The organism is Bradyrhizobium sp. McL0615 (assembly GCF_049993905.1).
GTDB lineage: Bacteria > Pseudomonadota > Alphaproteobacteria > Rhizobiales > Xanthobacteraceae > Bradyrhizobium.
The window spans coordinates 6664864-6691158 of sequence record NZ_CP188254.1 but is presented as its reverse complement, the minus strand read 5'-3'; the positions used below and the strand labels follow the sequence as shown (position 1 = coordinate 6691158).

Sequence of the window (26295 nt, the reverse complement as noted above, 5' to 3'; positions counted from 1 at the left end):
ACCGCCTCCTGCGCCATCGCGTTCTACGCTTTCAGCTCATAGCGATACACGCCGTGAGACCGAAGGTAGGCGTCCAGCCCGGGATCAGACAGGAACTGGATGAGCCGCATAGCCGCTCCAACATGGCTGCTCCTGTGGACGAACATGGTCATGTCGATATCAAGACCAAGTTCCGGCGGGAAGATCGCGACCGGCGCGACGCCGGGAGCGGCGATGATCCTTGAAAGCGGGGAGACGGCGTACTGCACCTGACCTTTCGCGGCAGCGATCGGCGGCTCGCCGGCCCCCATCGGGCGCAGGCGATCATGAATCTGATCCTGCAGGCCTACCATTTCAATGGCCCTCAGGAATGTCTTCCCGCTCGTTCCTGTCGACGTGTAGGCGATCGAATCCGCGTTGAGCAGAAGCTTGCGCACGGCCTCCTGCGAACTGGCGATCTGCTCCGGCTCGGGGCCGGCCGCACCTATCGTCAAGGGAACGCGCCCGAATGGAACGTGGATGTCCGGAATGACAAGGCCGAGCTTGATCATCTCTTCGACGTACCAGGGATTGTTCAATCCGACGTCAAAGTCTTCGCCCGCCATGACGCGCTTCGCTACGGCCGGGTTCACGTCGTAGTTCACGTCGACCTCGATCCGGTGCCGGTGCGTGAACTGCGGTATCAGCTCCTCGATTTCCGCATGTACCGCGACGGCACAGAGAAACGTCAGTCTGGTGTCGATGGCCGTGTCCATGATCCGCTCGCTACCGTGGGTTTTCGATGAAGCTGACGATCGCCTTTCCAAGCCGGTCTTCCGACGTGCCGATATGCGCGATGGCGGACGAGTGGTTATGGCCAGGCAGCCACATCATGGGAGGGGCCTTCCGCTTGGCCTCCGCCAGGCGAAACACCAGCTCGGCGCAGTAGACGTCGATCAGCGGGTTTTCGAACTCCGCCCAGGCGACGAATGTCGCGACGCTGTCGCGATTGATGTGGTGGACGGGAGAGTAGCCTTCGAACCGCGAAGCATCGGTGCCGTAATATTGCTCGACCTTCTTCGCGTTCGGATTCGCTTTGAGATTATCGATCCTGACCCTGCCGCTCACCACGATCATTCCGGCGAGCGGCGGCTTTCCGGCCGATGCGAATGCGGGATCATACGCGTAGCTTCCAGCATGAGCGGCCCCGGCCGAGTGGGACATCAGGAACACCTTGTCGGGATTCCAACCGTATTCATGGGCATGGGCGCGTGCCCAATCGACGGCGGCCGCGATGTCCAGTGTTGCGCCGGGATAAGTCGCATGCGTGGCCAGCCGGTATCCGACGTTGATCCCCGCGATGCCGCACTGGGCGAGATAGCACAGGACATTCGAGTAGACCTGCTCGGTGCGGTTACGGTGACCGCTGACAAACGCGCCGCCATGAACGAACAGCACGACCGGTGGCGCCGTTACATTCCCTGCCGGCAGAAACACATCGAGGTGCTGCCTCTCATGTGGACCGTATGCGATGTCACGATGCACGGTCACGTCGTCCCGTGAAACCAGTTTCAAGACTTCCGAGAACGCAGTGATCATCATGTCGACGTGACCGGCGGTGTCGTCACGCCATTTCGGGCCGACTTCAGCCATCAGCGTCCGCAGCGAATCCGGAATATCCGGCATATTGAAATTGGAAGGCGTCGTTACCGCGCTTTGTTCGAGGGCTATGGCGTCTGACATGTGATTACTCGTTCGAGGTGCGGGCAGGTGAGATAAATTGAGACCATTCATATTGAAAGGTATCAAATCTCGTCCAGATAGCTGAAGATGACGCGGTATTTTTACGAAATCAATATCGATCGGCGAACCATTCGATTTCAATATTGACATGCGCTCCTTCCGAGAACTACCAATAACAAAATCGCCACGGATCCCGAAGCGGAGCGTGGACGCCAGAAGCGATGCAGTCGCGAAAGCAGGGAGGCTCCCATGTTGGAGACCGATGTCGTGGTCGTCGGTGCCGGACCAGTCGGATTGACGACCTCGATTGCTCTTTCCCAGCACGGCGTCGGACACGTCGTGATCGAGCGCCATCCGAGTACGTCCGTCGCACCCAAAGCGCGCGGCATCAACGCGCGAACCATGGAAATGTACCGGCAGATGGGCGTCGAGGACGACATCCGTGCGGCGGGGATGCCTCCGCGATTTGGCGGAATGATCCTCTGGGCCGAAAGCCTTGCGGGCAAGGAAATCAACCGCCTCACGCCAGGACGAGCGACGCCGGCGGGGCGGGCGATGTCACCGGTCGCCAATTGTGGTTGCTCGCAGGATGTCCTGGAGCCGGTGCTTCGCCGTCACGCGGAAGCATTGGCTCCCGATAGCGTCAGGTTCAACACCGAGCTCTACGACATCAGGCACGAAGGCGGCGGCGTGACCGGCGCCCTGAAGGATCATCTGAGTGGCGAGACGGCACCGTTCCGAGCGCGCTACGTCCTCGCGGCCGACGGCACGCGAAGTTTCGTTCGGGAAAGGCTCGGGATCGGCAGGACCGGCGAAAAGGACATCTACGATTCGGTGAACGTGCATTTTCGTGCGGATCTGCGGCCGTGGGTCGAAGACCGGCCGGCCGCACTCTATCTCATCGAGCAGCCGGAACTCCGGGCGACGTTTCTCACGGTGAACGGCGCCGATCGTTGGGGTTTTCTGGTTCACAGCCTGAGCGCCTACGGTTTCACCAAGGAGAACCTGACGCCGGAGCGATGCATCGATCTGGTTCGTCAGGCGGTCGGGGTGCCCGACCTTCCCGTAGAGGTCCTTGGCATCAACTTTTGGAACTGCTCCGCCATGGTGGCGGACAGTTTTCGCAGTGGCAACATATTCCTCGTCGGAGACGCCGCGCATGAGACCACGCCAAGCGGCGGCTTTGGCATGAATCTGGGCGTTCAGGATGCGCAGAACCTGGCCTGGAAGATCGCGGCCGTGCTTCACGGCGAAGCGGACCCTTCGTTGCTCGAAAGCTATGAAGCGGAACGCCGGCCGCATGCCCTGGAAGTCGTGCATGCGACTCTGCTGAACATGCAAAGCTTCGATCGCTCCAAGCGCCAGGCGGAGGCGCGGCTCCCGCGAAAGGAATTTCTCAACGAGCGCGGCCTCATCTTCGGTGCGCGATATCAATCGCCAGCCGTCGTGCCCGATGGATCGAAGCCGCCGGAAGTGAGCGACCCCGTCACCGAATATCTGCCTTCGGCTCACCCCGGCTGTCGCGCGCCGCACGTCTGGCTGGAAAACAAGGGCCAGCGGATATCGACGATCGATCTGCTGGGGCGAAGCTTCGTGCTGTTTGCGGCCCCCGGCGGCGCGGTCTGGCGATCCGCGGCCAGCCAGTACGGCGTACCGAAGATCGACGTCCGGATTCTCGGCGAAGACATCGCCGATCCGGAGGGGGCCTGGATGGAAGCCTACGGCGTAGGTGAAGGAGGCGCAGTCCTCGTGCGCCCGGACGGATATGTCGCCTGGCGCGTTGCGTCGGCGCCGGCCGATCCGGAGCGCGCGCTCGCCAGCGCTTTCGGCCAGATCCTGGCGCACTCGGTCTTGAAGCAGGCCGTCTAGTATGGTCGCAGCAACAGAGTCCTCGCTCATTCAACCCGCGAGCCCGGAAGCGCTCGGTCTCGATCCCGCAAAGCTCGATCGCGCATGCGAGATCGTGACGTCGCACATCGCCGGCGGTTACCATCCAGGAGCGCAGCTTGCCGTCGCGCGGCATGGCAAGCTCGCGCTCTATCGTTCCTTCGGCAGCGCCACGGTCGACCCGTCGCGCCTTGTCGATAAAAGGACGCTCTTTCCGCTTTTTTCGAACACTAAGGTCATTACGGCGGCTGCGGTGTGGACACTGGTCGAGGAAGGCAAGCTTCGCTTTTCGGATCGGGTTGCGGAGCACGTTCCCGGATTCGAGGCGCACGGAAAGAAGGACGTTACGGTCGCGCATCTTCTGACGCACCAGGCAGGGTTTCCCGCCGCGGAAGTTCCGCCCGAATGTTTCACGGACCGCGAGCGGCTTCGACGTGCGGTCTGCGAGTTCAAGCTCGAATGGCCGCCGGCGAGCCGCACGGTCTACCATCGCCTGGCTGCGCATTGGGTCATTGCCGTGCTCATCGAAGCGATCATCGGCGCCGACTATCGCGACGAAATACGCCAACGCGTGATTGAACCGCTGGGGCTCGCCGGAGAAATGTTTCTCGGCCTGCCCGAGGCGGAGGATCATCGTGCAGCGGCGATGTACACGCCGAAGCAATCCGAGCAATGGCCCCTCGACCCGATGGTGGCGGCACCGGTGTTCAGGCGCGCGGGAATTCCAGGCGCCGGCGGCTACGCGACCGCACGTGCGATGGCCGTCTTCTATCAGATGATGGCGCAGGGCGGCGCATGGAACGGCGTGCGCATCGTCTCGCCAAGAATGATCGACTACGTAACCCGCGATTTCACCGGCGATCTCGTCGATGACTACACCGGCTACCCCATGCATCGCGGTCTGGGTCCTTTCTCTCGCGGCCTAACCGGGCATCCGGGCCTTGGCGCCATCGGACACCCGCGCACGTTCGGACACAGCGGCGTCGGCACATCCTACTGCTGGGCCGATCCGACGAGCGGCGTGTCATTCGCTTTCCTGAGCAACTGCCGCCGCGACAACGCATGGCACAACAAGCGCATGGATATTTTGAGCACGCTCGTTCACGCGTCGATACTGGAGTGACCGTTACGTTCAAGGCCCTTTGCGATAGATCCGGCCACGCAGGCCAGCACGTTTAACAAGAAAGAATCGCTATGCGTCATGTGGCTTTGATTTCAGCACTCGCCGCCACTCTCGTTGGATTCGCCATGGGCGCTCGGAACGCCGAAGCCGCGTTTCCGGATCGCACGATCAAGATCATCGTGCCGTTCGCTCCCGGTGGCCCGATCGACGCCATCGCGCGTCCCTTGGGGGCGGTGATGCAGGAAGTTTTGGGCGCAACAGTGGTCATCGAAAACCGCTCCGGCGCCGGTGGCATCATCGGCAGCGAGTCCGTCGCGGCGGCTGCGCCTGACGGATACACGCTGCTGATGACGACGGGATCGCATATCGGAAACAAGTTGTTCAACTCCGCGCAGGTCCGATACGATCCCTTGCAGGGTTTTGCGCCCGTCATGGGACTGATCGAGACCAATGGAATCATCCTCGTCGCACGCAAGGACATTCCGGCTGATACCATTTCCGCGCTCAATGACTTTGCGAAGAGCAGGCCGAATGGCCTGACTTACGGCCATGCCGGCATCGGCAACATCTCCTACATCGCCGGAGAGCTGCTCAAGGCGCAGGCCGGCATGCCGCTATCCGGCATTCCCTATCGTGGCACGGCCGCCGTCTTGACCGATCTGATCGCGGGGCAGGTCGATCTGTGTTTTGTCGGCATTTCCGGCGCGCGCGGTTACATCGATAGTGGACAGATAAAGGTGCTTGCCTCGACCGGCACCGAACGTGCTCCTGTTCTGACCGGGGTGCCGACGATGAAGGAGTCCGGCTTTCCGGATTTCGTGGTGTTCGGCTATCTCGGCCTGTGGGCTCCGCGCGATACGCCGAAGGAGGTCGTGGCGCGCCTGTACGACAGCGTCAAGGAAGCGCTCGCGCGTCCAAACATGCGGGAATTATTTACGACGCTCGGAGCGGCGACAGACCCGACGCCGCCAGAGGAGTTTGCGCGCTTCCTGGAACGTGATTTTGCTACCCAGCAGCGCTGGGCTCGCGAACTCGGTGCCATCCCCAAATAGCGGCGTCCGCTCGCGTCCCGCATCGGATTCAGCCGGCTGACCGGCTCGGAGCATTACTCGAAAAGATTGCGTTGCGTCGTCAGAAGGTGATCTCGCATCGCCCGGCTGGCATCATCGGCGGATCGCTTGCGCAGCATGTCGCAGATCGTGCGGTGATGGGCGATCGTCCTGCGTCGTTTCTCGGGCGTAATGGTTGCAAGCCGCAGAGCCTGCCAGTCGCCAGACGATCGCGCCTCGTTGAACGCGGTAATCAAGCCGACGAGAACATCGTTTCGGGTCGCCTTGGCGATGGCAAGATGAAATGCGCCGTCCCACTTGATCCAATCGTCGTCATTCCTGACCTCGGTGGTACGCCGCATGCAGGTCTCGATGTTCACCAGATCGGCTTCGCTGGCCTTCACCGCCGCGATCGCGGTCATCGAAGGCTCGATGACAAGGCGGGTCTCGAGAACGGATGCCGGACTTCCGCGTATGATGCGCTGGTCTATGCTGATCGGTCCGACCGTCCGGCGACCGAGAAAGGTCCCGTTGCGTCGCCCCCGCCAGATATGTCCATCGAGTTCCATTCGAGTCAGAAGATGCCGCAACGCGCGGCGGCTGATACCGAGCTCGGTTGCAAGCTCACGCTCGGGCGGAAGCTTGTCACCGTCAGCGAGCGCGTTCTGGGCTATGAAAGCCAACAGCTCGTTGGTCTCGACGGCTTCGGATTGTCGTTCAGATTTGGTCACGTGGGCCAGGTCCGGATCGATAAACGGAGTCTTCTCCAGTGGGTATTCGTCTACTATAGCGGCGCCGGACTTTACAGCTCGATCAATGGTTAAGACCGAAACTATAGCACCCTCCTGGAGGGTGTCGTTTCGGCAAGGTGGACGTTTTGCCCGGCCGCAAGTCATCCAGAATAGAGCTGAGCTTGTCAGTTTCTCGCCGCGGCGCGCGGCGGATTTTTCGAAAGCGCCGCCGCCATCGCCGAGATCAGCGGCCGCATGAAGAAGGCGTCCTCGGCCGGATAGATATCGGTGCGCAGGCCGTGGGATTTGAGTTCGTCGGATACCGCCGGTCCGACGGACGCGATCGGCGTGCATTCAAGTCCTTCGCGTAGCCGGTCCTCGCAGCCTCGTGCGCGGGCGACCTCGATCAGGCGACGGATCTGGCCGAGATTGGTCAGAGCGATCGCGTCGATGCGGCCGGCCGCCATCTCGTCGATTGCGGTGATGATATTGGCGTCGGCGGCCTGCGCGTCATAGGCATAGGGCAGCACGGTATCGACCTCGGCGCCTTGCGCCTTGATCGCGCCGATCAGGACGCTGTGATCCTTGTCCGGATAAAGCTGCAAGCCGAGGCGATGGCCGCTGAGATCGAGGCGCGACAACATCTCGGCGATGCCTTCGGAGGTCGGCTTTTCCGTCGTCATCTGCGGTTCCAGCCCGATTTCGCGCAGCGCCTTGCCCGGTTTGGGCCCGCGCGCGAATTTGCGCGCCTTGCCCAGCGAGGCAACGAATGCTTCCTCGACGCCGATGAGCCGCACCACCTTCATCAGCCGGCGCAGGCCTTCGCCGGTCAGCAGCACTAGGTCATCCAGTGGCCTTTCAATGGCCCGTACGATCCAGGCCTCGACCGGCGCCGGGTCCGGCGCTTCGCGGATGGTGAACATCGGACATTGCAGCACGTCGGCGCCCTGTTCGGTGAGCAGGCGGGAAAACTGCGCTTCCTCGCGCGTTTCCAGGATCAGGATGCGGTAACCGTTCAATCTGTCAGCCATGATCTCACTCCAACGCTTTGGCTTCGCGCTTTGTTCATCCTGAACCCGGTTTCGGGATTGGCGCAAGCGCAGGCGCGGTGATAGAGCAGGGCCGCAAATCGCCGCATCACCCTTTTGCCTGAATTGTAGTCAGCTTCGCCATGCCCGATCACCAGTTCGTCCTGACCCTGTCGTGCCCGGATCGCCCCGGCATCGTTTCGGCGGTGTCGACCTTTCTCGCCCACAACGGGCAGAACATCCTGGACGCCCAGCAGTTCGACGACATCGAGACCAATAAATTCTTCATGCGGGTGGTATTCACCGCCGCCGATCTCGCGGTCGAATTACAGGCCCTGCAGACCGGCTTCACGGCGATCGCCGACCGCTTTGCCATGGACTGGCAGATGCGCGACCGCGCCAATCGTCGCCGGGTGATGCTGCTGGTCTCGAAATCGGATCATTGCCTGGTCGATATCCTCTATCGCTGGCGCACCGGCGAGCTCGAGATGATCCCGACCGCTGTTGTCTCCAACCATCCGCGCGAGAGCTACGGCAATCTCGATTTCGGCGAGATCCCGTTTCACTACATGCCGGTGACAAAGGAAACCAAGCGCGAGCAGGAACAGGCGGTCTGGAAACTGGTTCAGGACACCAAGACCGATCTCGTGGTGCTGGCGCGTTACATGCAGATCCTGTCGGACGAGATGTCGGCAAGACTGTCGGGACGCTGCATCAACATTCACCACTCGTTCCTTCCGGGCTTCAAGGGCGCGCGTCCCTACCACCAGGCCCATGATCGCGGCGTCAAGCTGATCGGCGCCACCGCGCATTACGTCACCCACGACCTCGACGAAGGCCCGATCATCGACCAGGACGTCGAGCGCATCAGCCACCGCGACACGCCGGAAGATCTGTCACGCAAGGGCCGCGACATCGAGCGCCGCGTGCTGGCGCGTGCCATGCGCCATCACCTGGAGGACCGCGTCATCCTCAACGGGCGCAAGACCGTCGTGTTTATGGACTGACGTAGCGTTTCGAGCGAAGCATGCCCACGGACTTGATCCGGGGGCGGGGTACCGGTTTGCGTGCAGAAAACGCCTTAACAAAATCCCAGCGCTTCTAGCGAGCCGCATCCTGCGTCGCGGGCGCGGGCTTGGCCTCCTCGCCCCGCTCGGACGCCGGCAGCAGGCGCTTTCGCTCGCGCTCCCGCATGTACTCATCGTATTTCGCGGTCCCGGGGCGCGGCGGCGCGTCCGCGGGCATTCCGCCGATCGCCGCCGGGATGGCATCAGTGACACCGGCCGCGATTTTCTCGCTGATCGTGCCGCAACCGCTCACGCCGCAGCCGGCGAGGGCAACGGTGAGGATTGTGACAATATGGCGCGCGCTGGTAGGCATCGGCTGAGGCTACAGCCTCACTCTTTAAGGATGATGGATTTAGGGCGCGGCCTCCGGGAATCGTGAAGGGCGCTTCTTTGTTGACAGGACCATTTCATTTGTACAACCGTACAAATAGGCGGCCCGTTATGGGAGGTCGGGCAGCGAGATTGGATCATATTAGAATACCGTCGCGTATTTCACGACAGTTCAGGCGGGCCCGGTCACTCGGTCGCCAGGCCAATGGTCCGATTGACAAAAGGGCGGCCAAGGACGCCATGTTGCCGCGCTACCCGGCCGAAAAATCTGGGTTATGGTGAGAGATCAAGGGCCGGGGACTCGGTTCGAGGACACAAGGCCGATCAGGGGGAGAGTTGCTCATGTCTATTCGCAGTCACATGTTGCTGGCCGCCGGCGCCGTCGCCGGGATGCTGGCGTCCGCGCCGGCCTACGCCCAGGAAACCGTCAAGATCGGCCTGATCCTGCCGATGACCGGCGGTCAGGCCTCGACCGGCAAGCAGATCGACAACGCGGTCAAGCTCTACATGCAGCAAAACGGCGATACCGTCGCCGGCAAGAAGATCGAAGTCATCCTGAAGGATGACGCGGCGGTTCCCGACAACACCAAGCGCCTGGCGCAGGAGTTGATCGTCAACGACAAGGTCAATTTCATCGCGGGCTTTGGCGTGACCCCGGCAGCCCTTGCCGCAGCACCCCTGGCGACGCAGGCCAAGGTGCCGGAAATCGTGATGGCGGCGGGCACCTCGATCATCACCGAGCGTTCGCCCTATATCGTCCGCACCTCCTTCACGCTGGCGCAGTCGTCGACCATCATCGGTGACTGGGCCGCCAAGAACGGCATCAAGAAGGTCGCGACGCTGACCTCCGACTATGCACCCGGCAACGACGCGCTGAACTTCTTCAAGCAGAACTTCACCGCCGGTGGCGGCGAGATCGTCGAAGAAGTGAAGGTGCCGCTGCAAAACCCTGATTTTGCACCGTTTCTGCAGCGCATGAAGGACTCCAAGCCCGACGCCGTGTTCGTGTTCGTGCCGGCAGGACAGGGCGGCAACTTCATGAAGCAATACGCCGAACGCGGGCTCGACAAGTCGGGCATCAAGGTGATCGGCCCCGGCGACGTGATGGACGACGACCTGCTCAACGGCATGGGCGACGCGGCGCTCGGCACGGTCACCGCGCATCTCTATTCCGCGGCGCATCCCTCGGCGGCCAATAAGGAATTCGTCGCCGCCTACAAGAAGGCTTTCGGCTCGCGCCCGGGCTTCATGGCGGTCGGCGGCTATGACGGCATCCGCCTGATCTACGAGGCTTTGAAGAAGACCGGCGGCAAAACCGACGGCGATGCGCTGATCGAGGCGATGAAGGGCATGAAGTGGGAGAGCCCGCGCGGCCCGATCTCGATCGATCCGGAAACCCGCGACATCGTGCAGAACATCTACATCCGCAAGGTCGAGAAGGTCGACGGTGAACTATACAACGTCGAATTCGCGACTTTTGAGGCGGTCAAGGATTCCGGCAAGACGAAGAAATAAGGTTCGTGCCCGCGGCTGCCCCGCAAGAGCGGGGCGAGGGAGCAGGGTGGCAATCGCGGCATGCACTTCGTTTCATGAGGAGAAGGCACAAGCAGCGCTGTCGCGCTAACCTCGCCCCGCTCTTGCGGGGAGAGGTCGGATCGCGCAGCGATACGGGTGAGGGGCTCGTGCCGCAATCGTTCTGTCTGAGATAACTGGACCAACATGACCACGCTGTTCACCATCCTGTTCGACGGTGTCGCCTACGGCATGCTGCTGTTCGTGCTCGCTTGCGGGCTGGCGGTGACGCTCGGGCTGATGAATTTCGTAAATCTCGCCCACGGCGCCTTTGCGATGACCGGTGGCTATATCTGTGCTGTGCTGGTCAACAACCAGGGCTGGCCGTTCTTCGCCGCACTTCCGCTCGCCTTTGTCTCGGCCGCGGCGATCGGCGTGGCGCTGGAACGCACGCTCTACCGCCACCTCTACACCCGCAGCCATCTCGACCAAGTGCTGTTCACGATCGGCCTCACCTTCATGTCGGTAGCCGCCGTCGATTACATCATGGGATCGTCGCGGATCTTCATCAAGCTGCCGGCGGCGCTCGAGGGCCAGTTCGATTTCTTCGGCGTCGGCATCGGCCGCTACCGGCTGATGATCATCGTGATCTGCGGCCTGCTCACGGTGGCGCTGCAATTGATCCTGGCGAAAACCCGGTTCGGCAGCCGCCTGCGCGCCGCCGTCGACGATCCTCGCGCCGCCAGCGGCCTCGGCATCAACGTGCCGCAGGTCTTCGCCTTCACCTTTGCCTTCGGCTGCGGCCTTGCGGGGCTTGGCGGGGCGTTGAGCGCCGAAATCCTCGGGCTCGATCCGTATTTTCCACTCAAATTCATGATCTACTTTTTGATCGTGGTTACCGTCGGCGGCTCCTCCAGCATCACCGGGCCGTTCCTCGCCTCGCTCTTGCTCGGCATCGGCGACGTTGCCGGCAAATATTACGTGCCGAAGATGGGCCCGTTCGTGATCTACACCATCATGATCGTGATCCTGATCTGGCGTCCGAACGGCCTGTTCGGCCGGGCCGCCGCGCGATGAGCCCGCGATGACCACAGCAACCGACGTCTCATCCCATGCCATCGCCCGCGCCCGCTGGCGCCCCGCCGAAATCGCGTTCTGGGTTCTCGCGGCGTCCTGCGCTTTCCTGTTTCCGTCCCGCTATTTGATCATGACCGACATCATTCGGCTGGCGTTGTTCGCGCTGTCGCTCGATCTGATCCTCGGCTACGCCGGCATCGTCTCATTGGGACATGCCGCCTTCTTCGGCGTCGGCGCCTATTCGGCAGGGCTATTGGCCCTGCACGGGATCATCAACGAGCCGGTGATCGCGCTTGTCGCGTCCGGCCTGATCGCGACCGTGCTCGGCTTCCTGACCAGTTTCCTCGTCATCCGCGGCGTCGACCTGACGCGGCTGATGGTGACGCTCGGCATTGCGCTATTGCTCGAAGCGCTAGGGGAACGTTTCTCCAACATCACCGGCGGCACCGACGGGCTGCAGGGCATCGAGATGCAGCCGATCCTCGGCATGTTTGCGTTCGACATGTTCGGCAAGACCGGCTTCTTCTACTCGCTAATCGTGCTGTTCCTGCTGTTTCTGCTGGCACGGCGGATCGTGAACTCGCCGTTCGGCCTGTCACTGCGCGCCATCAAGAACAATCCATTGCGGGCGTCGGCGATCGGCGTTCCCGTCAACCGACGCCTGACCGCGATCTACACGGTGGCGGCGTTCTATGCCGGCATCGCCGGCGCGCTGTTTACCCAGACCACGGCATTGGCCTCGCTCGACGTGTTCGCGTTCGAAAAATCCGCCGATCTGATGCTGGTGCTGGTGATCGGCGGCACCGGCTATCTCTATGGCGGGCTGATCGGGGCCGTCGTGTTCAAGATGCTGCAGGAGGTGTTCCAGACCATCACGCCGCAATACTGGCTGTTCTGGATCGGGCTCGTGCTGGTCGTGATCGTGCTGGTCGGCCGCGATCGCATGCATCGCTGGGCGCTGTGGCTCCCCAACCTCGTGATCCGGCACATCGCCGGCCGCAAAGCCGTCGTGGCCGTTCCCGAAAGCGATGCGCCATGACGATCGCGCTGGAAACTAAAGGACTGGAGAAATCCTTCGGCGGCTTGAAGGTTACGCGCGATCTGTCGCTGCAGGTGAAGCAGGGCGCCCGCCACGCCCTGATCGGGCCGAATGGCGCCGGCAAGACCACCGTCATCAACCTCCTGACCGGCGTGCTCAAGCCCCATGGCGGGCGGATCCTGCTCGAAGGCAACGACATCACCGATTTGCCGGTTCATACAAGGGTGCTGCGCGGGCTCTCCCGCACCTTCCAGATCAACCAGCTCTATGCGGATTTGACCCCGCTCGAAACGGTAGGGCTCGCGGTCTCCGAGCGGCTCGGCCGCGGCGGCGACTGGTGGCGGCGGATGGGCACGCGCGACGACGTCAACGAGGAGATAGCGGAAACGCTCGGGCGCTTTCATTTGCTCGACGTGATGAACGAACTGACGGCGACGCTTCCCTATGGCAAGCAGCGCCTGCTCGAGATCGCGGTCGCGATTGCCACCAAGCCCCGCGTGCTGCTGCTGGACGAGCCCGCCGCCGGCGTGCCCGAAAGCGAGCGCCACGATATTCTGGCGGCGGTCGCAGCCCTGCCGCGCGACGTCACCGTGCTGCTGATCGAGCACGACATGGACCTGGTGTTCTCGTTTGCCGACCGCATCTCGGTGCTGGTCAACGGCGCCATGTTGGTGGAAGGCCCGACCGACGAAGTGGCCAGGGATCCGCAGGTCAAGGCGGTCTATCTCGGCGAGGCCACCGATGCCTGACCTTCTTGCCATCGATGCCTTGCGCGCCGGCTACGGCGAAGCCGTGGTGCTGCCCTCGATGTCGCTCTCCCTGGGCGAGGGCCAGGTGCTGGCGCTATTGGGCCGCAACGGCACCGGCAAGACCACGCTGATCAATTCGATCGTCGGCATCACCCGCCGCTTCGGCGGCAGCCTTGCCCTTGACGGGCTGGACATCACGGCGATGCGCCCGGACCAGCGGGCGCGGGCAGGGATTGGCTGGGTGCCGCAGGAGCGCAATATTTTCCGCTCGCTGACCGTGGAAGAAAACATGACGGCCGTGGCCCAGCCCGGTCCCTGGACCGTCGAAAAGGTCTACGAGATGTTTCCGCGGCTGAAGGAGCGGCGCAACAATTTCGGCAACCAGCTTTCCGGCGGCGAGCAGCAGATGCTGGCGATCGGCCGGGCACTCACCCTCAATCCCAAGGTGCTGCTGCTGGACGAGCCGACCGAGGGGCTGGCGCCCATCATCGTTGAGGAATTGTTAAAGGCGCTCGGCACGATCACCCGGGCGGGCGGCATCTGCTCGATCATTGTCGAGCAGAATGCCCAAAAGATTCTGGGGCTGGCGGATCGGGTTGTGATATTGGAACGCGGCGCGATCGTGCATGATGCGGCCAGTGCCGTCCTGAAGGCCGATCCCGCGGTGCTCGAACGCTATCTCGGCGTCGCCGGCGCCGCCGCGCATTAGGATTCCGCGCACCAGGATTCATTGGGAGTTGAGACCATGCAGAGAACCAAAGCCCCGTTCCGCGCCGACGAGGTCGGCAGCCTGTTGCGGCCGCAGCGCATCAAGGAGGCGCGCGCCAGACTGGAGAAAGGCGAGATCACGGCGGAGGATTTGCGCAAGGCCGAAGACCTTGAGATCGAAAAGGTCGTACACAAGCAGGCTTCCATCGGCCTGAAGCTGGCGACCGACGGCGAATTCCGCCGCTCCTGGTGGCATTTCGATTTTCTCGCCAAGCTCACGGGCTGCGAGCTCTTCCACCCCGAGACCGGTATTCAGTTCGCGGGCGTCGAGACCCGTCATGACGCCGTCCGCGTCATCGGCAAGCTCGACTTCCCCGACAACCATCCGATGCTGGATCATTTCCGCTTCCTGAAGAAGCACGCCGACACGGCGCACGTCACGGCGAAGATGACGATCCCGTCGCCGGCGGTGCTGCATTTCCGTGGCGGCCGCAGGGCGATCTCGAAGGAGGTTTATCCCGATCTCGAAGAATTCTTCCTCGATCTCGGCAAGACCTATCGCAAGGCGGTGAAGGCGTTCTACGACGCCGGCTGCCGCTACCTGCAGTTCGACGATACCGTGTGGGCCTATCTCTGCTCGCAGGAAGAGCTGCAAAAAGCGCGCGAGCGCGGCGACAATCCCGATGGGCTGCAGGAAATCTACGCGCGCGTCATCAACTACGCGCTGGCCGAGCGTCCGGCCGACATGGTGGTCACCACCCATGTCTGCCGCGGCAATTTCCGCTCGACCTGGATCTCGTCCGGCGGCTACGAGCCGGTGGCCGAGACCATGCTGGCCGGCACCAATTACGACGGCTACTTCCTCGAATATGATTCCGACCGTGCCGGCGGCTTCGAGCCGCTGCGTTATCTGCCAAAGGGCAACAAGGTGGTCGTGGTCGGCGTCATCACCTCGAAGTTCGGCGAGCTCGAGAAGAAGGACGACATCAAGCGTCGTCTCGAAGAGGCCGCCAAGTTCGCGCCCCTCGACCAGCTCGCGGTGTCGCCGCAATGCGGCTTTGCCTCGACCGAGGAAGGCAACATCCTGTCCGAGGAAGAGCAGTGGGCCAAGCTCAGCCTCGCGGTCGAAGTCGCCAACGAGGTGTGGGGGAAGTAACCGCTTCTCCACCGTTGCGCGACGGCGGGGGAGGAACTTCGTGACGCCAACCCGTGACGCCATCATTATCGGCGCGGGCCCCGCGGGGCTCGCTTGCGCCATGACGATGCGGGCCGCTGGGCTCGACGTCATGGTGCTGGAGAAGGCCGGTCAGGTCGGCGCGGTGTGGCGGCGGCATTACGACCGGCTTCATCTGCACACCGACCGCAGCCATTCCGGCCTGCCCGGGATGCCGATGCCGCCGGACTATCCGGTCTATCCATCGCGCGCGCAGATGGTCACCTACCTCGAAAGCTACGCGGCGCGTTTTCAGATCAAGCCGGGCTTTAACACCAAGGTCTTGCGCCTCCGGCACCATGGTGCACGATGGCTTGCGGATACGTCGCTGGATACGATGTCTGCGCCGGTCGTGGTGGTGGCGACGGGCATTGCGGACGCACCGTACCGTCCGTCCTGGCCGGGATCGGACATCTATTCGGGCGCGGTCGCTCACAGCAGCAACTATCGAAATCCCGAGGCGTATTCCGGCAGGCGCGTGCTCGTCATCGGCTTCGGCAATTCCGGCGGCGAGATCGCACTTGATCTCGCCAACGCCGGCGTCGACGTCACCTTGGCCGTTCGCAGTCCGGTCCAGATCATTCCGCGCGATCTGCTTGGCTTTCCGATTCTGTCATGGGCGATCCTGTATCGGCGATTGCCGGCGCGTCTCGTCGATTTCATCAACGCGCCGATACTGCGGCTGGCGGTGGGCGATTTCGAGAAGCTCGGCCTCAAGCGCGCCGCGAAGGGTCCGCGCCAGATGGTGGAAGAAGATGGCCGCGTGCCGTTGATCGACATCGGCACGCTTGCCAAAATCGGGGATGGTGCGATCAAGGTGCGCGGCGGTGTCGATCGCTTCACGGCCGACGGTGTCGTCTTCACCGATGGGGCAACCGAAAAATTCGACGCCGTCATTCTCGCAACCGGCTTCCGCCCTGATCTCCGCCGGTTGGTTCCGAACGTCGAGGGCGTGTTCGATGATCACGGCATGCCGCTGGTCACGGGAGCGACGGCCAACGTGCCGGGACTCTACTTCTGCGGCCAGATCACGGTGCCGACCGGGCAGTTGCGCGAAATCGGCATCGAGGCGCAGCGGATCGCGAAGGCCGCGAAAGCGTACGTGGTGCGCGCGGCCTGATTACTTCTGCGCCAGATGAGCTCCATCATTTGCAATCTGGACGGCAACCTCGTCATGTGCTATAAAATGTAGCGCTACATATTGTAGCGTTTAGGACAAGCAACATGTTGACGTGTCTCTACGAGCTTCCGCGCTAGCAAGCCGCGAGGCCTGCCGGGAAACCGGCCCCCGTAACGCCCCGCGCCCCCATCCCGGATGGGCGCATCTGCCGTTCAAGCCGAGAAGCTTCAATGTCCCATTCACCTGCCGAGGCGTCCACCACGCCGGTTTCCTCGTTTGTCTCCGATCTCGATCGTCTCGCCGCCGAAGTCATGGCCGACTGGAAGGTGCCGGGCGCAGCGCTTGCTGTGGTGCAGGATGGCAAGGTGGCGCTGACGCGGGCTTATGGTCAGCGGGACGTCGAAACGAACCTGCCGGTTACGCCGGCGACGCAGTTCGTGATCTGCTCGATCACCAAATCTTTCACCGCGACCGCCATCGCGCTGCTGCACCATGAGGGGCGGCTCGACTGGACCAAACCGGTGCGCGACTACATGCCCGAGTTTCGCCTGAGCGACGCGGTCGCGACCGAGCGGGTCACGGTGCGCGACTTGCTGTGCCATCAGTCGGGGTTGCCGCGCCATGACTGGGTGCATTTTGTGGGCGACCGGGCGCCCTCCGAAATGCTCGGTGTCATGCGGCACCTCGAATTGAGCCGCGATATCCGCGCCGCCTGGCAATACAACAACCTCTGCTACAACGTCGCGGGGCTGCTCATCGAACGTCTCAGCGGCCAAAGCTTTGAGGCGTTCATCCGTGCACGGCTGACGGATCGGCTCGGCATGACCGTCGGCTTCAGTCTGGACGATCTTGAAGCCTTGGACGAAGCCGCGCGGCCGTACATGATGCACGAGGACACGAGGCTGCCGGCCATGCGTCTGCCGATCCGTACCACCGCGGCCGGCGCGATCAACACCTCGGTCGTCGACCTCGCGAACTGGATGCGGCTGCATCTGGGTAAGGGCGAGTTCGACGGCGAACGCCTGTTGCCGGCAGCGCTGATCGGCGAATTGCATGCGCCGCGCGTCTACAACACCGCGCCGGGCCACGCCGAGTTCGGCGACGCCCATTACGGCCTCGGTTTCCAGGTGAACAGTTATCGCGGTGACCGGCTGGTGTTTCACGGCGGCGGCTGGCCCGGCTGGGGTACGCTGATGACGCTGGTGCCGGAGTTCGGCATTGGAATTGCCGTCTTCACCAACCGCAGTCCGAGCGAAGTCACGTCGACGCTGACCTGGTACATCATCGACCGGCTGCGCGGCCGCGTGCCGGTCGAGTGGCGGGCGCGCTCCCGCAAGCAGCGCGACGAATTCATCGCCCATATGCAGGCCGACAAGGACGCGCGGGAAAAGGCGCGTCACAAGAACACGCAGCCGGCGCACGAACTCGCAGCCTATGCCGGTGAGTACGAGCATCCTGCCTATGGCGTGATGTCGGTCAAGGAGCAGGACGGCACACTGCATTGGACGTGGCGGATGTTCGCGCCCTTGACGCACCGTCACTACGAGACGTTCGAGCTGCCCGAGGTGCCGGACCGCCTGCTGCCCGACCGGCTTGCCATCACCTTCCTGACCGATCGCGACGGCAATATTGTCAGCCTGTCGACGCCACTGGAGCCTGTCGTGAAGGATATCGTCTTTACACGCCTTGCGGCCGGCGACTGCACCGATCCCGCATTCCGTGCGCGCTGCATCGGCCACTTCAAGAGCGGCGCGATAACGCATCGTGTCACGCTGGATAGCGAAGGCCGCCTTGTACTGAAGCCCGACTACCAGCCGGCCTATCACCTCGCGCCCGAGCAGGGCAGAAGATTTCGCATCGTCGAGCTGGTAGGCTTCGTTGTTGAATTTCGCGGCGAGGGAGCGATCGTCGATGAAATGATCTTCCATCAGCCGAACGGAACGTTCGTCGCACAGCGCGTGGAGGAAGCATAGGACGGCCTCGCCGTTATTTCTCCGCCAGATAGACCTCTCCGAGCAGCGAGGAATTCGACCACGGCACCTGTTTGCCCTTGGTCGCAGCAACTACCTCGGCGCGGACCCGCGTCAGCATCTGCTGCACCTCCAGCCCCGGCGTGCCGATGTGGCGGGTCAGCGCGGCCGAGAACGGGCTGTTGGCGCCTTCGCCGTCGAGTGCGACCTGTCCGGGCGCCGTTGCAAATGCGATCAGCGTGCCCGCACCCAGGGTCGAGCCGGCACCGAGCGTGGCGGGCGCGGCCAGCCCCGCGCCGGCTTCGATGTCACGGGCCGGACCTGCGGAAGCCAGCTTCGGCGCCACCGGGTTGTTGCGGCAGGCATCGAGGATCAGGATGTTGGTGCGGACCTGATCGTCGAGGCCGGCCATGATCGTATCCATGTCCATCATGGTATCGGTCATCCCGCTGCCGGCCCGAAATTCAATGTCGATCGGCACCAGATAGTTGCGGCCGTCGATCTGCACGCCGTGACCGGCATAGTAGACCACCGCTACCTGCGACCGCGCGGCGTCGCGCAGGAAGTCGCGGATCGTCGCCTGCATCGCCGTGCGGTCGAGGTCGGTGCCTTCGGTCACCACGAAGCCGATATCGCGCAGGCTTTTTGCCATCGCGCGCGCATCGTTGGTCGGATTGGGCAGCGCCCTGACATGCGCATAGGCGCCGTTGCCGATCACGAGTGCAACGCGCCTGACGGTCTCTCTGGCGGTCTCTGCGCGCTTGCGCTGCTCCGCTGGGGCAGGAGGGGGCGGGCTCGCGGCGCCCGCTGGCGAAGCCGGCGCGGCTTTGCTGGCTGCCGACAGTGGTGCAGCGGTTGCAGTTCGCGGCGCGGGCGGTAGCGTCTCTGACAACAGCGACAGGCGAACCTTCGCGGTTGCCTGGTTGGCCTTGCTGCCGGCGTCGGAGGCCTTGCCTTCGAGTGCCGCAGCATAATTCTGCCTGGCGCGGTCGAAATCGCCCTTGGCCTCATAGGCGAGCGCGCGATGGCTATAGGCCGAGATCAGCACGCTGCCGGGCGGTGTCATGATGTTGACCGGCGCTTTTGCTTTTGCAAGCCGGATCGCCTCGGTGGTGTCGGCGATGGCGCGATCGAGGTCGCCTTTGGCGCGCCAGATCACCGCACGGCTGGTCAACGGTTGCGGCAATGTCGGGTCGAGCCGGATCGCTTCGTTGATGTCGGCCAGCGCGCCATCGAGATCGCCGAGCGCGCGTTTCGAAATGCCGCGGTTCTGCCAGGAAAACGCCGATGATGGCCCCAACTTGATCGATTGATCGTAGTCGGCGATCGCCTTGGCGTATTCGCCCTTGGAGCGCCAGGCGTTGCCGCGATTGTGAAAGATGATGCCGCTCGGCGGTCCCACCCGCAGCGCGTCGTTGAAATCTGAAATCGCGATGTCGTCCTCGCCCTTGTCGTAATAGGCCGAGCCACGCAGATTGTAGAGGGCGACGCTGGGATGCAGGCGGATCGCTTCGGAGGCGTCCGCGATGACTTGATTGTAGTTGCCTTTCTTGTTCCAGCCGACCGCGCGCCAGAAGTAGATGGTCGCGAGCTTCTCGCCGGAAAACACTTTCAGCGCGATGATCTTGCTGCAGGCGTCGATCTGCTGATCCGCCGGCGTGGTGTCGGTGGTGCAGAGCGGTCCTAGCGCGCGCGATTGGGCGAGCGAAGGCGCCGACCATAGCGCGGCGGCGAGCAGGCTAAGTATTTGGATTGCGCGGCGCATCAGGTCCCCGTGAGTGGCGGTCGCGAGTAGCGGATACCGCTTTGTTGCCTCCGGCGAAGCGGGGGTTCAAGCAAGGAGACTGATCCATGCCGGCGGCGGGCTGGCAGGGGTTTCCTTTGTTGGGCAGATGGTGGTAGGACAGATAGGTCATCCTGACCTGCCCACCGGTACTTCCCAAAACCCGCCCGATGAAGAACGACCAGATTCTCAGCCAGATCTCCGAGTTCTGCCGTCAGTCTGACATGGCGGAAACGACGTTCGGCCGCCGGGTGGTCAACGACGGCAAGCTGGTTCATCGCCTCCGCGAGGGCAAGCGCATCACCATCGACACGCTGGACCGCATCCAGGCCTATATCGCGGTGTCCACCGGCGCGCTGCCGCCGCCGCGCGGGCTCGACGTGCCGCCGGAAAAGCGCGATCCCCGCGGCAATTTCCGCTTCTTCGAGAACCGGCAGAAATACCTGCTGTTCGTCCATACCTGCAGCGAGAAACGGGTGATTGCCGAGCGGGTGGCGCTGGAGTTGTCCAGCCTGCACCCGCGGCCGCCGGCGCTGCGCGTGTTCGATGCCGGCGTCGGCGACGGCACGGTGCTGGCACGGGTGATGCGCTCGATGCACGGCCGTTTTCCCCATATGCCGTTCTATATCGCCGGCAAGGAGTTGAGCCTGGAGGACGTCCGGCTGACGCTCGACAAGGTGCCGGACCGGCTGTTCGAGCACCCCGCAACCGTGGTCGTGCTGACCAACATGCACTACGCCGAGGCGCCCTGGCTGACCCCGGCCTCGCCGGCTGCGGCGGCGGGCATGATCTGGCACGAGGTCGCCCTGCGCGGGGCCTCTTCGGGCGAATTCGAGGTCCAGATCGCCGAATTGGGTCCGTTTCTAGAGCAAAACTGGCGGGCCAACATCAGCCCTAAATCGGGCATGCCGATCTATGAACGTCCGGTGGCGCTGGTGCTGTACCGGGAGGACCATCGGTTCCTGCTTGATTCGATCATCCCCCGGGCGGGCCGGACCGAGGCCAATTTCGACCTCGTGATCGCTTCCCAGCCCTATCGGGCCAAATCCTCTGTGAATTTCCGCGCCAAGCGGATCATCGCGCCGCTGGCGAGGGCTTTGCGGGCAGGGGGCCGGCTGATTGGAATCCACTCCCATGGGCAGGATCCGGGCCTGGAAATCATCCAGTCGGTCTGGCCGGGAGAAAATCCTTTCGCCGTGAGCCGTCATGAGCTATTGCGCGCGGTGAAATACGAGCTGGGATCGGCCGGCCGCGACCTTAACTTTAATGCGTACGCCGATAACCGTTCCATCTTCCGTTATGATATGGAAGCGCTGCCCAACGAGGTCACCGGCCAGATCGGAACCTCGACGGCTTTTGCAGCGTGGAATGCGGCGGTGTATGTCGCCCAAATCGAAGACGACCGGTTGACGGAAATGACTGAAAACAGCCGAACCCTCGATGCCACCAGAGAGGTTCTGCGCAAGCATAATGGGCTTTGGTTTTACGACGAATCCTACGTCATTTCGCGCCGTCGCGACTGACATTCCGGGATAGATCACAGACAGCCGCCGGCATCCGGCGGGAACAAGGGGTTGTTGATGCGCGCGTCTTATTTGTTCACCAGCGAGTCGGTTTCCGAGGGTCACCCGGACAAGGTTTGCGACCGGATTTCCGACGAGATCGTCGATTTGTTTTTCCGTGAAGGCCCTAAGGCCGGCATCGACCCCTGGGCGATCCGTGCAGCCTGCGAAACGCTTGCCACGACCAACAAGGTTGTCATCGCCGGCGAAACCCGCGGACCCAAATCCGTCACCAACGACCAGATCGAAAGCGTGGTCCGCGCTGCGATCAAGGACATCGGTTACGAGCAGGACGGCTTCCACTGGGAGAAGGCCGACATCGAAATCCTGCTGCATCCGCAATCCGCCGATATCGCACAGGGCGTCGATGCGCTGCAGCCCGGCACCAACAAGGAAGAGGGCGCAGGCGACCAGGGCATCATGTTCGGCTACGCCACCAACGAAACGCCGGACCTGATGCCGGCGCCGATCTTCTACGCCCACAAGATCCTGCGGTTGATCTCGGAAGCACGTCACTCCGGCAAGGAGAAGGTGCTGGGTCCGGACTCCAAGAGCCAAGTCACCGTGCAATATGAGAACGGCAAACCGGTCGGTGTGCGCGAGATCGTGGTCTCGCATCAGCATCTCGTCGAGGACATGACCTCGAACCAGGTTCGCGAGCGCGTTGAGCCTTATGTGCGCCAGGCGCTGCCGGAAGGCTGGATCAACGGCAAGACGGTCTGGCACATCAATCCGACCGGCAAGTTCTATATCGGCGGTCCCGATGGCGATGCCGGCCTGACCGGCCGCAAGATCATCGTCGACACCTACGGCGGCGCGGCCCCGCATGGCGGCGGCGCGTTCTCCGGCAAGGACCCGACCAAGGTGGACCGTTCGGCGGCGTACGCCGCGCGCTATGTCGCCAAGAACATCGTTGCCGCCGGTTTCGCCGACCGCTGCACGCTGCAGCTTGCTTATGCGATCGGCGTGGCGCGGCCGCTGTCGATCTATATCGACACCCACGGCACCGGGAAGGTGCCGGAGGACAAGCTGGAGGCTGCCGTGGCCGAGGCGATGGATCTGACGCCGCGCGGCATCCGCAAGCACCTCGACCTCAACAAGCCGATCTATGCGCGTACCGCGTCCTACGGCCATTTCGGCCGCACGCCGGACAAGGACGGCGGCTTCTCCTGGGAAAAAACCGATCTGGTCGACGCGCTCAAGCGCGCGATCTGATCTGTTGCGACCTCGCCCTGTTTGCGGAGCCGTTGCATCGCCTGGGCGATCTGAAGCAAAGAGCGGCGGCCGGAAGGCCGCCGTTGCCTCTCCCCGCAAGAGCGGGGCGAGGGAGCTGACTGTCACAATGCGTCCAGCTTCGCCCTGTACCGATATGCCCGAATTCATCGTGTTAGGAAAAACGACATGACCGCCGCCGCCAAGAAGCCCGCCTTCACCGACTACATCGTCAAGGACATCTCGCTCGCCGAATTCGGCCGCAAGGAAATCTCGCTGGCCGAGACCGAAATGCCCGGCCTGATGGCGACGCGCGAGGAATATGGACCGAAGCAACCGCTGAAGGGCGCCCGCATCGCGGGCTCCCTGCACATGACGATCCAGACCGCGGTCTTGATCGAAACGCTGGCAGCCCTCGGTGCGGACATCCGCTGGGTGTCGTGCAACATCTATTCGACGCAGGACCACGCAGCAGCCGCAATCGCGGCCGCCGGCATTCCGGTGTTCGCGGTGAAGGGCGAGACGCTCACGGAGTACTGGGACTACACCGCAAAGCTGTTCGACTGGCACGGCGGCGGCACGCCCAACATGATCCTCGATGACGGCGGCGACGCCACTATGCTGGTGCATCACGGCCTGCGCGCCGAGCAGGGCGACGTGGCCTTCCTCGAGAAGCCGGCTTCCGAAGAAGAGGAAGTGTTCTTCGCGCTGATCAAGAAGCTTCTGAAGGAAAAGCCGAAGGGTTACTTCGCGGAGATCGCGAAGAACATCAAAGGCGTCTCCGAGGAGACCACCACCGGCGTGCACCGTCTCTACCAGATGGAGAAGGACGGCAAGCTGCTGTTCCCCGCCATCAACGTCAACGACAGCGTCACCAAGTCGAAGTTCGACAATCTCTATGGCTGCCGCGAATCGCTGGTTGACGGCATCCGCCGCGGCACCGACGTGATGATGTCGGGCAAGCTCGCGATGGTCGCGGGCTTCGGCGATGTCGGCAAGGGCTCGGCCGCCTCGCTGCGCCAGGCCGGCTGCCGCGTCATGGTCTCCGAGGTGGACCCGATCTGCGCGCTGCAGGCGATGATGGAAGGCTATGAGGTCGTGACCATGGAAGAGGCGGCGCCCCGCGCCGACATCTTCGTCACCGCCACCGGCAACAAGGACATCATCACCATCGAGCACATGCGCGCGATGAAGGATCGCGCCATCGTCTGCAACATCGGCCATTTCGACAACGAGATCCAGATCTCGGCGCTCCGCAATCTGAAGTGGAACAACATCAAGCCGCAGGTCGACGAAATCGAATTCCCCGACAAGCATCGCATCATCATGCTGTCGGAAGGCCGCCTCGTGAACCTCGGCAACGCAATGGGCCATCCGTCCTTCGTGATGTCGGCGTCGTTCACCAACCAGACGCTGGCGCAGATCGAGCTCTGGGCCAACAACAAGGACGGCAAGTACGAGAAGAAGGTCTACGTGCTGCCGAAGTCGCTGGACGAAAAGGTCGCCCGCCTGCATCTCGCCAAGCTCGGCGCCAAGCTGACCGAGCTGCGCAAGGACCAGGCCGACTATATCGGCGTCAAGCAGGAAGGCCCGTACAAGGCGGATCACTACCGGTATTGATTTCAGGCATTCCGCGCTGCGGGCGGCGCTCTGAAGCAAACGCCAGAGCCTTAGAAGCCCCGGAGCGATCCGGGGCTTTTTGCTGGTCGGTCGCAAAACCCGCGATGATTTCGATACAGCCTGTATCGTCGCGGCACCCCGACATTGCGAGTTGCAATTTCTCCCTGCTGTCCATTAGATCGGAAAGCAGGGAGATCGTCATGACCGATACGGCAGAACATTTCGACGTCCTCATCGTCGGCGCCGGCCTGTCCGGCATTGGCGCGGGTTATCACCTGCAGGAGAAGTGCCCGGGCAAGAGCTACGTCATCCTCGAGGGGCGCGATTGCATTGGCGGCACCTGGGATCTGTTTCGCTATCCCGGCATCCGCTCTGACTCGGACATGTATACGCTCGGCTATTCGTTCAAACCCTGGACCGAGCCGAAGGCGATCGCTGACGGGCCGCGGATTTTGAACTACGTCTGCGAGACCGCGGTCGACAACGGCATCGACAAGAAGATCCGCTTCCACCATCGCGTCAAACGCGCGTCGTGGTCGTCGCCGGAGGCGCGCTGGGCCGTTGAGGCCGAACGCAATGTAGGCGAGGGCGCAACCGAAATCGTGCGTTTCACCTGCGGCTTCCTGTTCATGTGCTCGGGCTATTACAAATACGAGGAAGGCTACACGCCGGAATTTTCCGGCACGGCCGACTTCGCCGGCCAGATCGTGCATCCGCAGAAATGGCCCGAGGATCTCGACTATGCGGGCAAGCGCGTGGTGGTGATCGGTTCGGGCGCGACTGCGGTGACGCTGGTGCCGGAGATGGCCAAGACCGCCTCGCACGTCACCATGCTGCAACGCTCTCCGACTTACGTGGTGGCGCGGCCGGCGGAGGATGCGCTCGCCAACAAGCTGCGCCGCAATCTGTCCGCCAAGCTCGCCTATCACATGATCCGCTGGCGCAACGTGCTGTTCGGCATGTACTTCTTCCAGCTCTGCCGCCGCAAGCCGGATCGCGCCAAGCAGCTGATCCTCGGCGGCGTCAAGATGGCGCTCGGTCCGGAATACGACGTCGGCAAGCACTTTACGCCGCGCTACAATCCGTGGGAGCAGCGGCTGTGCCTGGTGCCCGATGGCGACCTGTTCAAGTCCATCCGGGACAAGCGTGCCTCCGTCGTCACCAACGAGATCGACGCCTTCACCAAGAGCGGAATCAAGCTGACGGATGGCAGCGAGCTCGATGCCGACATCATCGTGACCGCGACCGGGCTGAACCTGCAGGTGATGGGCGGGCTCGAGGTCAGCGTCGACGGCCGCACGATCGATTTCGCGCGAACGTTGAACTACAAGGGCATGATGTATTCGGACATTCCGAACATGGCCTCGGCGTTCGGCTACACCAACGCATCGTGGACGCTGAAATGCGATCTGACCTGCGAATATGTCTGCCGGCTGATCAATTACATGGACCGAAACGGCTACAAGCAGTGCATGCCGCACAACGTCGATCCTGAAGTCACGGAACTGCCGTCGCTGGATTTCTCCTCCGGTTACGTGCAGCGCTCGATCGCCAAGCTGCCCAAGCAGGGCTCGAAGCGGCCGTGGCGGCTGTATCAGAATTACGCGCTCGACATCGTCACGCTTCGCTACGGCAAGGTCGACGACGGGGTGATGCAGTATTCGTGAGCAGTTCCGCCCCGCGAGGCGCGTCCTGCCCCATGCGTTATTTCGCGTATACGTGGTTGCGCGCGAATCGTTCAAGGTATCCTCACGGTTAACGCCGGATTAACCGGCGTGCCTGTACGCTGCGTGGCTTGTGGCCCCTGACAGCAC

At 62.9% G+C, this 26295-nt stretch carries 22 protein-coding genes; 16 read left to right on the top strand and 6 right to left on the bottom strand.

Annotated elements, in window-relative coordinates:
* Nucleotides 1–23 precede the first annotated feature (23 nt).
* Together ACPPVP_RS32360 and ACPPVP_RS32355 are read right to left on the bottom strand one after the other, a co-directional pair.
* On the bottom strand, nucleotides 24–734 hold the full coding sequence (locus ACPPVP_RS32360) for a substrate-binding domain-containing protein (protein ID WP_426527646.1): 711 nt from the start codon (nucleotides 732–734) through the stop codon (nucleotides 24–26).
* A gap of 10 nt (nucleotides 735–744) precedes the next feature.
* Nucleotides 745–2055, bottom strand: a complete 1311-nt coding sequence (locus ACPPVP_RS32355; RefSeq protein WP_426527645.1) for an alpha/beta hydrolase — start codon at nucleotides 2053–2055, stop codon at nucleotides 745–747.
* On the opposite strand from ACPPVP_RS32355, the gene ACPPVP_RS32350 reads away from it, so the two are divergent.
* The 3 genes from ACPPVP_RS32350 (at nucleotide 1951) to ACPPVP_RS32340 (ending at nucleotide 5763) form a co-directional block, all read left to right on the top strand.
* Nucleotides 1951–3570, top strand: a complete 1620-nt coding sequence (locus ACPPVP_RS32350; RefSeq protein ID WP_426527644.1) for an FAD-dependent monooxygenase — start codon at nucleotides 1951–1953, stop codon at nucleotides 3568–3570. The genes ACPPVP_RS32355 and ACPPVP_RS32350 overlap by 105 nt on opposite strands.
* Before the next feature lies 1 nt (nucleotide 3571).
* Complete coding sequence (locus ACPPVP_RS32345; protein ID WP_426527643.1) at nucleotides 3572–4711, top strand: serine hydrolase domain-containing protein; 1140 nt, start codon at nucleotides 3572–3574, stop codon at nucleotides 4709–4711.
* A gap of 125 nt (nucleotides 4712–4836) precedes the next feature.
* Nucleotides 4837–5763: a Bug family tripartite tricarboxylate transporter substrate binding protein gene (locus ACPPVP_RS32340; RefSeq protein WP_426527642.1), complete on the top strand. Its 927-nt coding sequence runs from the start codon at nucleotides 4837–4839 to the stop codon at nucleotides 5761–5763.
* A gap of 53 nt (nucleotides 5764–5816) precedes the next feature.
* Here the strand turns inward: ACPPVP_RS32340 and ACPPVP_RS32335 are convergent, their stop codons facing one another.
* Both ACPPVP_RS32335 and ACPPVP_RS32330 read right to left on the bottom strand, forming a co-directional pair.
* The gene (locus tag ACPPVP_RS32335) at nucleotides 5817–6656 is read right to left on the bottom strand and encodes a FadR/GntR family transcriptional regulator (protein WP_426527641.1); all 840 of its coding nucleotides are present in this window, start codon (nucleotides 6654–6656) and stop codon (nucleotides 5817–5819) included.
* Between the two features lie 20 nt (nucleotides 6657–6676).
* On the bottom strand, nucleotides 6677–7522 hold the full coding sequence (locus ACPPVP_RS32330; RefSeq protein WP_426527640.1) for a uroporphyrinogen-III synthase: 846 nt from the start codon (nucleotides 7520–7522) through the stop codon (nucleotides 6677–6679).
* Nucleotides 7523–7662: 140 nt separating this feature from the next.
* Between ACPPVP_RS32330 and purU the strand changes: the two genes are divergently transcribed.
* Nucleotides 7663–8526: a formyltetrahydrofolate deformylase gene (gene purU, locus ACPPVP_RS32325; RefSeq protein WP_426527639.1), complete on the top strand. Its 864-nt coding sequence runs from the start codon at nucleotides 7663–7665 to the stop codon at nucleotides 8524–8526.
* A gap of 94 nt (nucleotides 8527–8620) precedes the next feature.
* Here purU and ACPPVP_RS32320 read toward each other — a convergent pair whose 3' ends face one another.
* Complete coding sequence (locus tag ACPPVP_RS32320) at nucleotides 8621–8899, bottom strand: hypothetical protein (RefSeq protein ID WP_426527638.1); 279 nt, start codon at nucleotides 8897–8899, stop codon at nucleotides 8621–8623.
* A gap of 407 nt (nucleotides 8900–9306) precedes the next feature.
* Between ACPPVP_RS32320 and ACPPVP_RS32315 the strand changes: the two genes are divergently transcribed.
* The 8 genes from ACPPVP_RS32315 (at nucleotide 9307) to ACPPVP_RS32280 (ending at nucleotide 18307) form a co-directional block, all read left to right on the top strand.
* Nucleotides 9307–10431 carry an ABC transporter substrate-binding protein gene (locus tag ACPPVP_RS32315; protein WP_426538182.1) on the top strand — a complete coding sequence of 375 codons (1125 nt, stop codon included), beginning with the start codon at nucleotides 9307–9309 and terminating at the stop codon, nucleotides 10429–10431.
* A 204-nt stretch (nucleotides 10432–10635) separates the two neighbouring features.
* Nucleotides 10636–11505 (top strand): branched-chain amino acid ABC transporter permease, encoded by an 870-nt coding sequence (locus ACPPVP_RS32310; protein WP_426527637.1) that lies wholly within the window; start codon nucleotides 10636–10638, stop codon nucleotides 11503–11505.
* A 7-nt stretch (nucleotides 11506–11512) separates the two neighbouring features.
* Nucleotides 11513–12544 carry a branched-chain amino acid ABC transporter permease gene (locus ACPPVP_RS32305; protein WP_426527636.1) on the top strand — a complete coding sequence of 344 codons (1032 nt, stop codon included), beginning with the start codon at nucleotides 11513–11515 and terminating at the stop codon, nucleotides 12542–12544.
* Nucleotides 12541–13293 carry an ABC transporter ATP-binding protein gene (locus ACPPVP_RS32300; RefSeq protein ID WP_426527635.1) on the top strand — a complete coding sequence of 251 codons (753 nt, stop codon included), beginning with the start codon at nucleotides 12541–12543 and terminating at the stop codon, nucleotides 13291–13293. The genes ACPPVP_RS32305 and ACPPVP_RS32300 overlap by 4 nt, the downstream gene beginning before the upstream one ends.
* The gene (locus ACPPVP_RS32295; protein WP_426527634.1) at nucleotides 13286–14002 is read left to right on the top strand and encodes an ABC transporter ATP-binding protein; all 717 of its coding nucleotides are present in this window, start codon (nucleotides 13286–13288) and stop codon (nucleotides 14000–14002) included. The genes ACPPVP_RS32300 and ACPPVP_RS32295 overlap by 8 nt, the downstream gene beginning before the upstream one ends.
* Before the next feature lie 36 nt (nucleotides 14003–14038).
* The gene (locus ACPPVP_RS32290) at nucleotides 14039–15157 is read left to right on the top strand and encodes a cobalamin-independent methionine synthase II family protein (protein WP_426527633.1); all 1119 of its coding nucleotides are present in this window, start codon (nucleotides 14039–14041) and stop codon (nucleotides 15155–15157) included.
* Between the two features lie 40 nt (nucleotides 15158–15197).
* Entirely contained in the window at nucleotides 15198–16334 is a 1137-nt protein-coding gene (locus tag ACPPVP_RS32285; RefSeq protein ID WP_426527632.1) for a flavin-containing monooxygenase, read from the top strand.
* 230 nt (nucleotides 16335–16564) lie between these two features.
* A complete protein-coding gene (locus ACPPVP_RS32280) occupies nucleotides 16565–18307 on the top strand; it encodes a serine hydrolase (RefSeq protein ID WP_426527631.1) in 1743 nt (580 codons plus the stop codon).
* A gap of 13 nt (nucleotides 18308–18320) precedes the next feature.
* On the opposite strand, the gene ACPPVP_RS32275 is transcribed toward ACPPVP_RS32280, so the two are convergent.
* Nucleotides 18321–20069 (bottom strand): caspase family protein, encoded by a 1749-nt coding sequence (locus ACPPVP_RS32275; RefSeq protein ID WP_426527630.1) that lies wholly within the window; start codon nucleotides 20067–20069, stop codon nucleotides 18321–18323.
* A gap of 188 nt (nucleotides 20070–20257) precedes the next feature.
* Here ACPPVP_RS32275 and ACPPVP_RS32270 point away from each other — a divergent pair, with 188 nt between their 5' ends.
* The 4 genes from ACPPVP_RS32270 to ACPPVP_RS32255 all read left to right on the top strand — a co-directional run bounded on the left by ACPPVP_RS32270 (nucleotide 20258) and on the right by ACPPVP_RS32255 (nucleotide 26148).
* Nucleotides 20258–21610 carry a hypothetical protein gene (locus ACPPVP_RS32270; protein ID WP_426527629.1) on the top strand — a complete coding sequence of 451 codons (1353 nt, stop codon included), beginning with the start codon at nucleotides 20258–20260 and terminating at the stop codon, nucleotides 21608–21610.
* Between the two features lie 57 nt (nucleotides 21611–21667).
* Nucleotides 21668–22864 (top strand): methionine adenosyltransferase, encoded by a 1197-nt coding sequence (gene metK, locus ACPPVP_RS32265; protein ID WP_426527628.1) that lies wholly within the window; start codon nucleotides 21668–21670, stop codon nucleotides 22862–22864.
* 186 nt (nucleotides 22865–23050) lie between these two features.
* Nucleotides 23051–24481, top strand: coding sequence for an adenosylhomocysteinase (gene ahcY / locus ACPPVP_RS32260; protein WP_426527627.1), 1431 nt, complete (start codon nucleotides 23051–23053; stop codon nucleotides 24479–24481).
* Nucleotides 24482–24681: 200 nt separating this feature from the next.
* Nucleotides 24682–26148: a flavin-containing monooxygenase gene (locus ACPPVP_RS32255; protein ID WP_426527626.1), complete on the top strand. Its 1467-nt coding sequence runs from the start codon at nucleotides 24682–24684 to the stop codon at nucleotides 26146–26148.
* The last annotated feature ends 147 nt before the right edge of the window (nucleotides 26149–26295 follow it).

Excerpts from the sequence above, each read along its gene's own strand:
- ACPPVP_RS32360 (WP_426527646.1), bottom strand. The coding sequence starts at position 734 with ATGGACACGGCCATCGACACCAGACTGACGTTTCTCTGTGCCGTCGCG.
- ACPPVP_RS32350 (WP_426527644.1), top strand. The coding sequence starts at position 1,951 with ATGTTGGAGACCGATGTCGTGGTCGTCGGTGCCGGACCAGTCGGATTG.
- ACPPVP_RS32355 (WP_426527645.1), bottom strand. The coding sequence starts at position 2,055 with ATGGCGCTCGATCACGACGTGTCCGACGCCGTGCTGGGAAAGAGCAAT.
- ACPPVP_RS32345 (WP_426527643.1), top strand. The coding sequence starts at position 3,572 with ATGGTCGCAGCAACAGAGTCCTCGCTCATTCAACCCGCGAGCCCGGAA.
- ACPPVP_RS32340 (WP_426527642.1), top strand. The coding sequence starts at position 4,837 with ATGGGCGCTCGGAACGCCGAAGCCGCGTTTCCGGATCGCACGATCAAG.
- ACPPVP_RS32335 (WP_426527641.1), bottom strand. The coding sequence starts at position 6,656 with ATGACTTGCGGCCGGGCAAAACGTCCACCTTGCCGAAACGACACCCTC.
- ACPPVP_RS32330 (WP_426527640.1), bottom strand. The coding sequence starts at position 7,522 with ATGGCTGACAGATTGAACGGTTACCGCATCCTGATCCTGGAAACGCGC.
- purU (WP_426527639.1), top strand. The coding sequence starts at position 7,663 with ATGCCCGATCACCAGTTCGTCCTGACCCTGTCGTGCCCGGATCGCCCC.
- ACPPVP_RS32320 (WP_426527638.1), bottom strand. The coding sequence starts at position 8,899 with ATGCCTACCAGCGCGCGCCATATTGTCACAATCCTCACCGTTGCCCTC.
- ACPPVP_RS32315 (WP_426538182.1), top strand. The coding sequence starts at position 9,307 with ATGCTGGCGTCCGCGCCGGCCTACGCCCAGGAAACCGTCAAGATCGGC.
- ACPPVP_RS32310 (WP_426527637.1), top strand. The coding sequence starts at position 10,636 with ATGACCACGCTGTTCACCATCCTGTTCGACGGTGTCGCCTACGGCATG.
- ACPPVP_RS32305 (WP_426527636.1), top strand. The coding sequence starts at position 11,513 with ATGACCACAGCAACCGACGTCTCATCCCATGCCATCGCCCGCGCCCGC.
- ACPPVP_RS32300 (WP_426527635.1), top strand. The coding sequence starts at position 12,541 with ATGACGATCGCGCTGGAAACTAAAGGACTGGAGAAATCCTTCGGCGGC.
- ACPPVP_RS32295 (WP_426527634.1), top strand. The coding sequence starts at position 13,286 with ATGCCTGACCTTCTTGCCATCGATGCCTTGCGCGCCGGCTACGGCGAA.
- ACPPVP_RS32290 (WP_426527633.1), top strand. The coding sequence starts at position 14,039 with ATGCAGAGAACCAAAGCCCCGTTCCGCGCCGACGAGGTCGGCAGCCTG.
- ACPPVP_RS32280 (WP_426527631.1), top strand. The coding sequence starts at position 16,565 with ATGTCCCATTCACCTGCCGAGGCGTCCACCACGCCGGTTTCCTCGTTT.
- ACPPVP_RS32275 (WP_426527630.1), bottom strand. The coding sequence starts at position 20,069 with ATGCGCCGCGCAATCCAAATACTTAGCCTGCTCGCCGCCGCGCTATGG.
- ACPPVP_RS32270 (WP_426527629.1), top strand. The coding sequence starts at position 20,258 with ATGAAGAACGACCAGATTCTCAGCCAGATCTCCGAGTTCTGCCGTCAG.
- metK (WP_426527628.1), top strand. The coding sequence starts at position 21,668 with ATGCGCGCGTCTTATTTGTTCACCAGCGAGTCGGTTTCCGAGGGTCAC.
- ahcY (WP_426527627.1), top strand. The coding sequence starts at position 23,051 with ATGACCGCCGCCGCCAAGAAGCCCGCCTTCACCGACTACATCGTCAAG.
- ACPPVP_RS32255 (WP_426527626.1), top strand. The coding sequence starts at position 24,682 with ATGACCGATACGGCAGAACATTTCGACGTCCTCATCGTCGGCGCCGGC.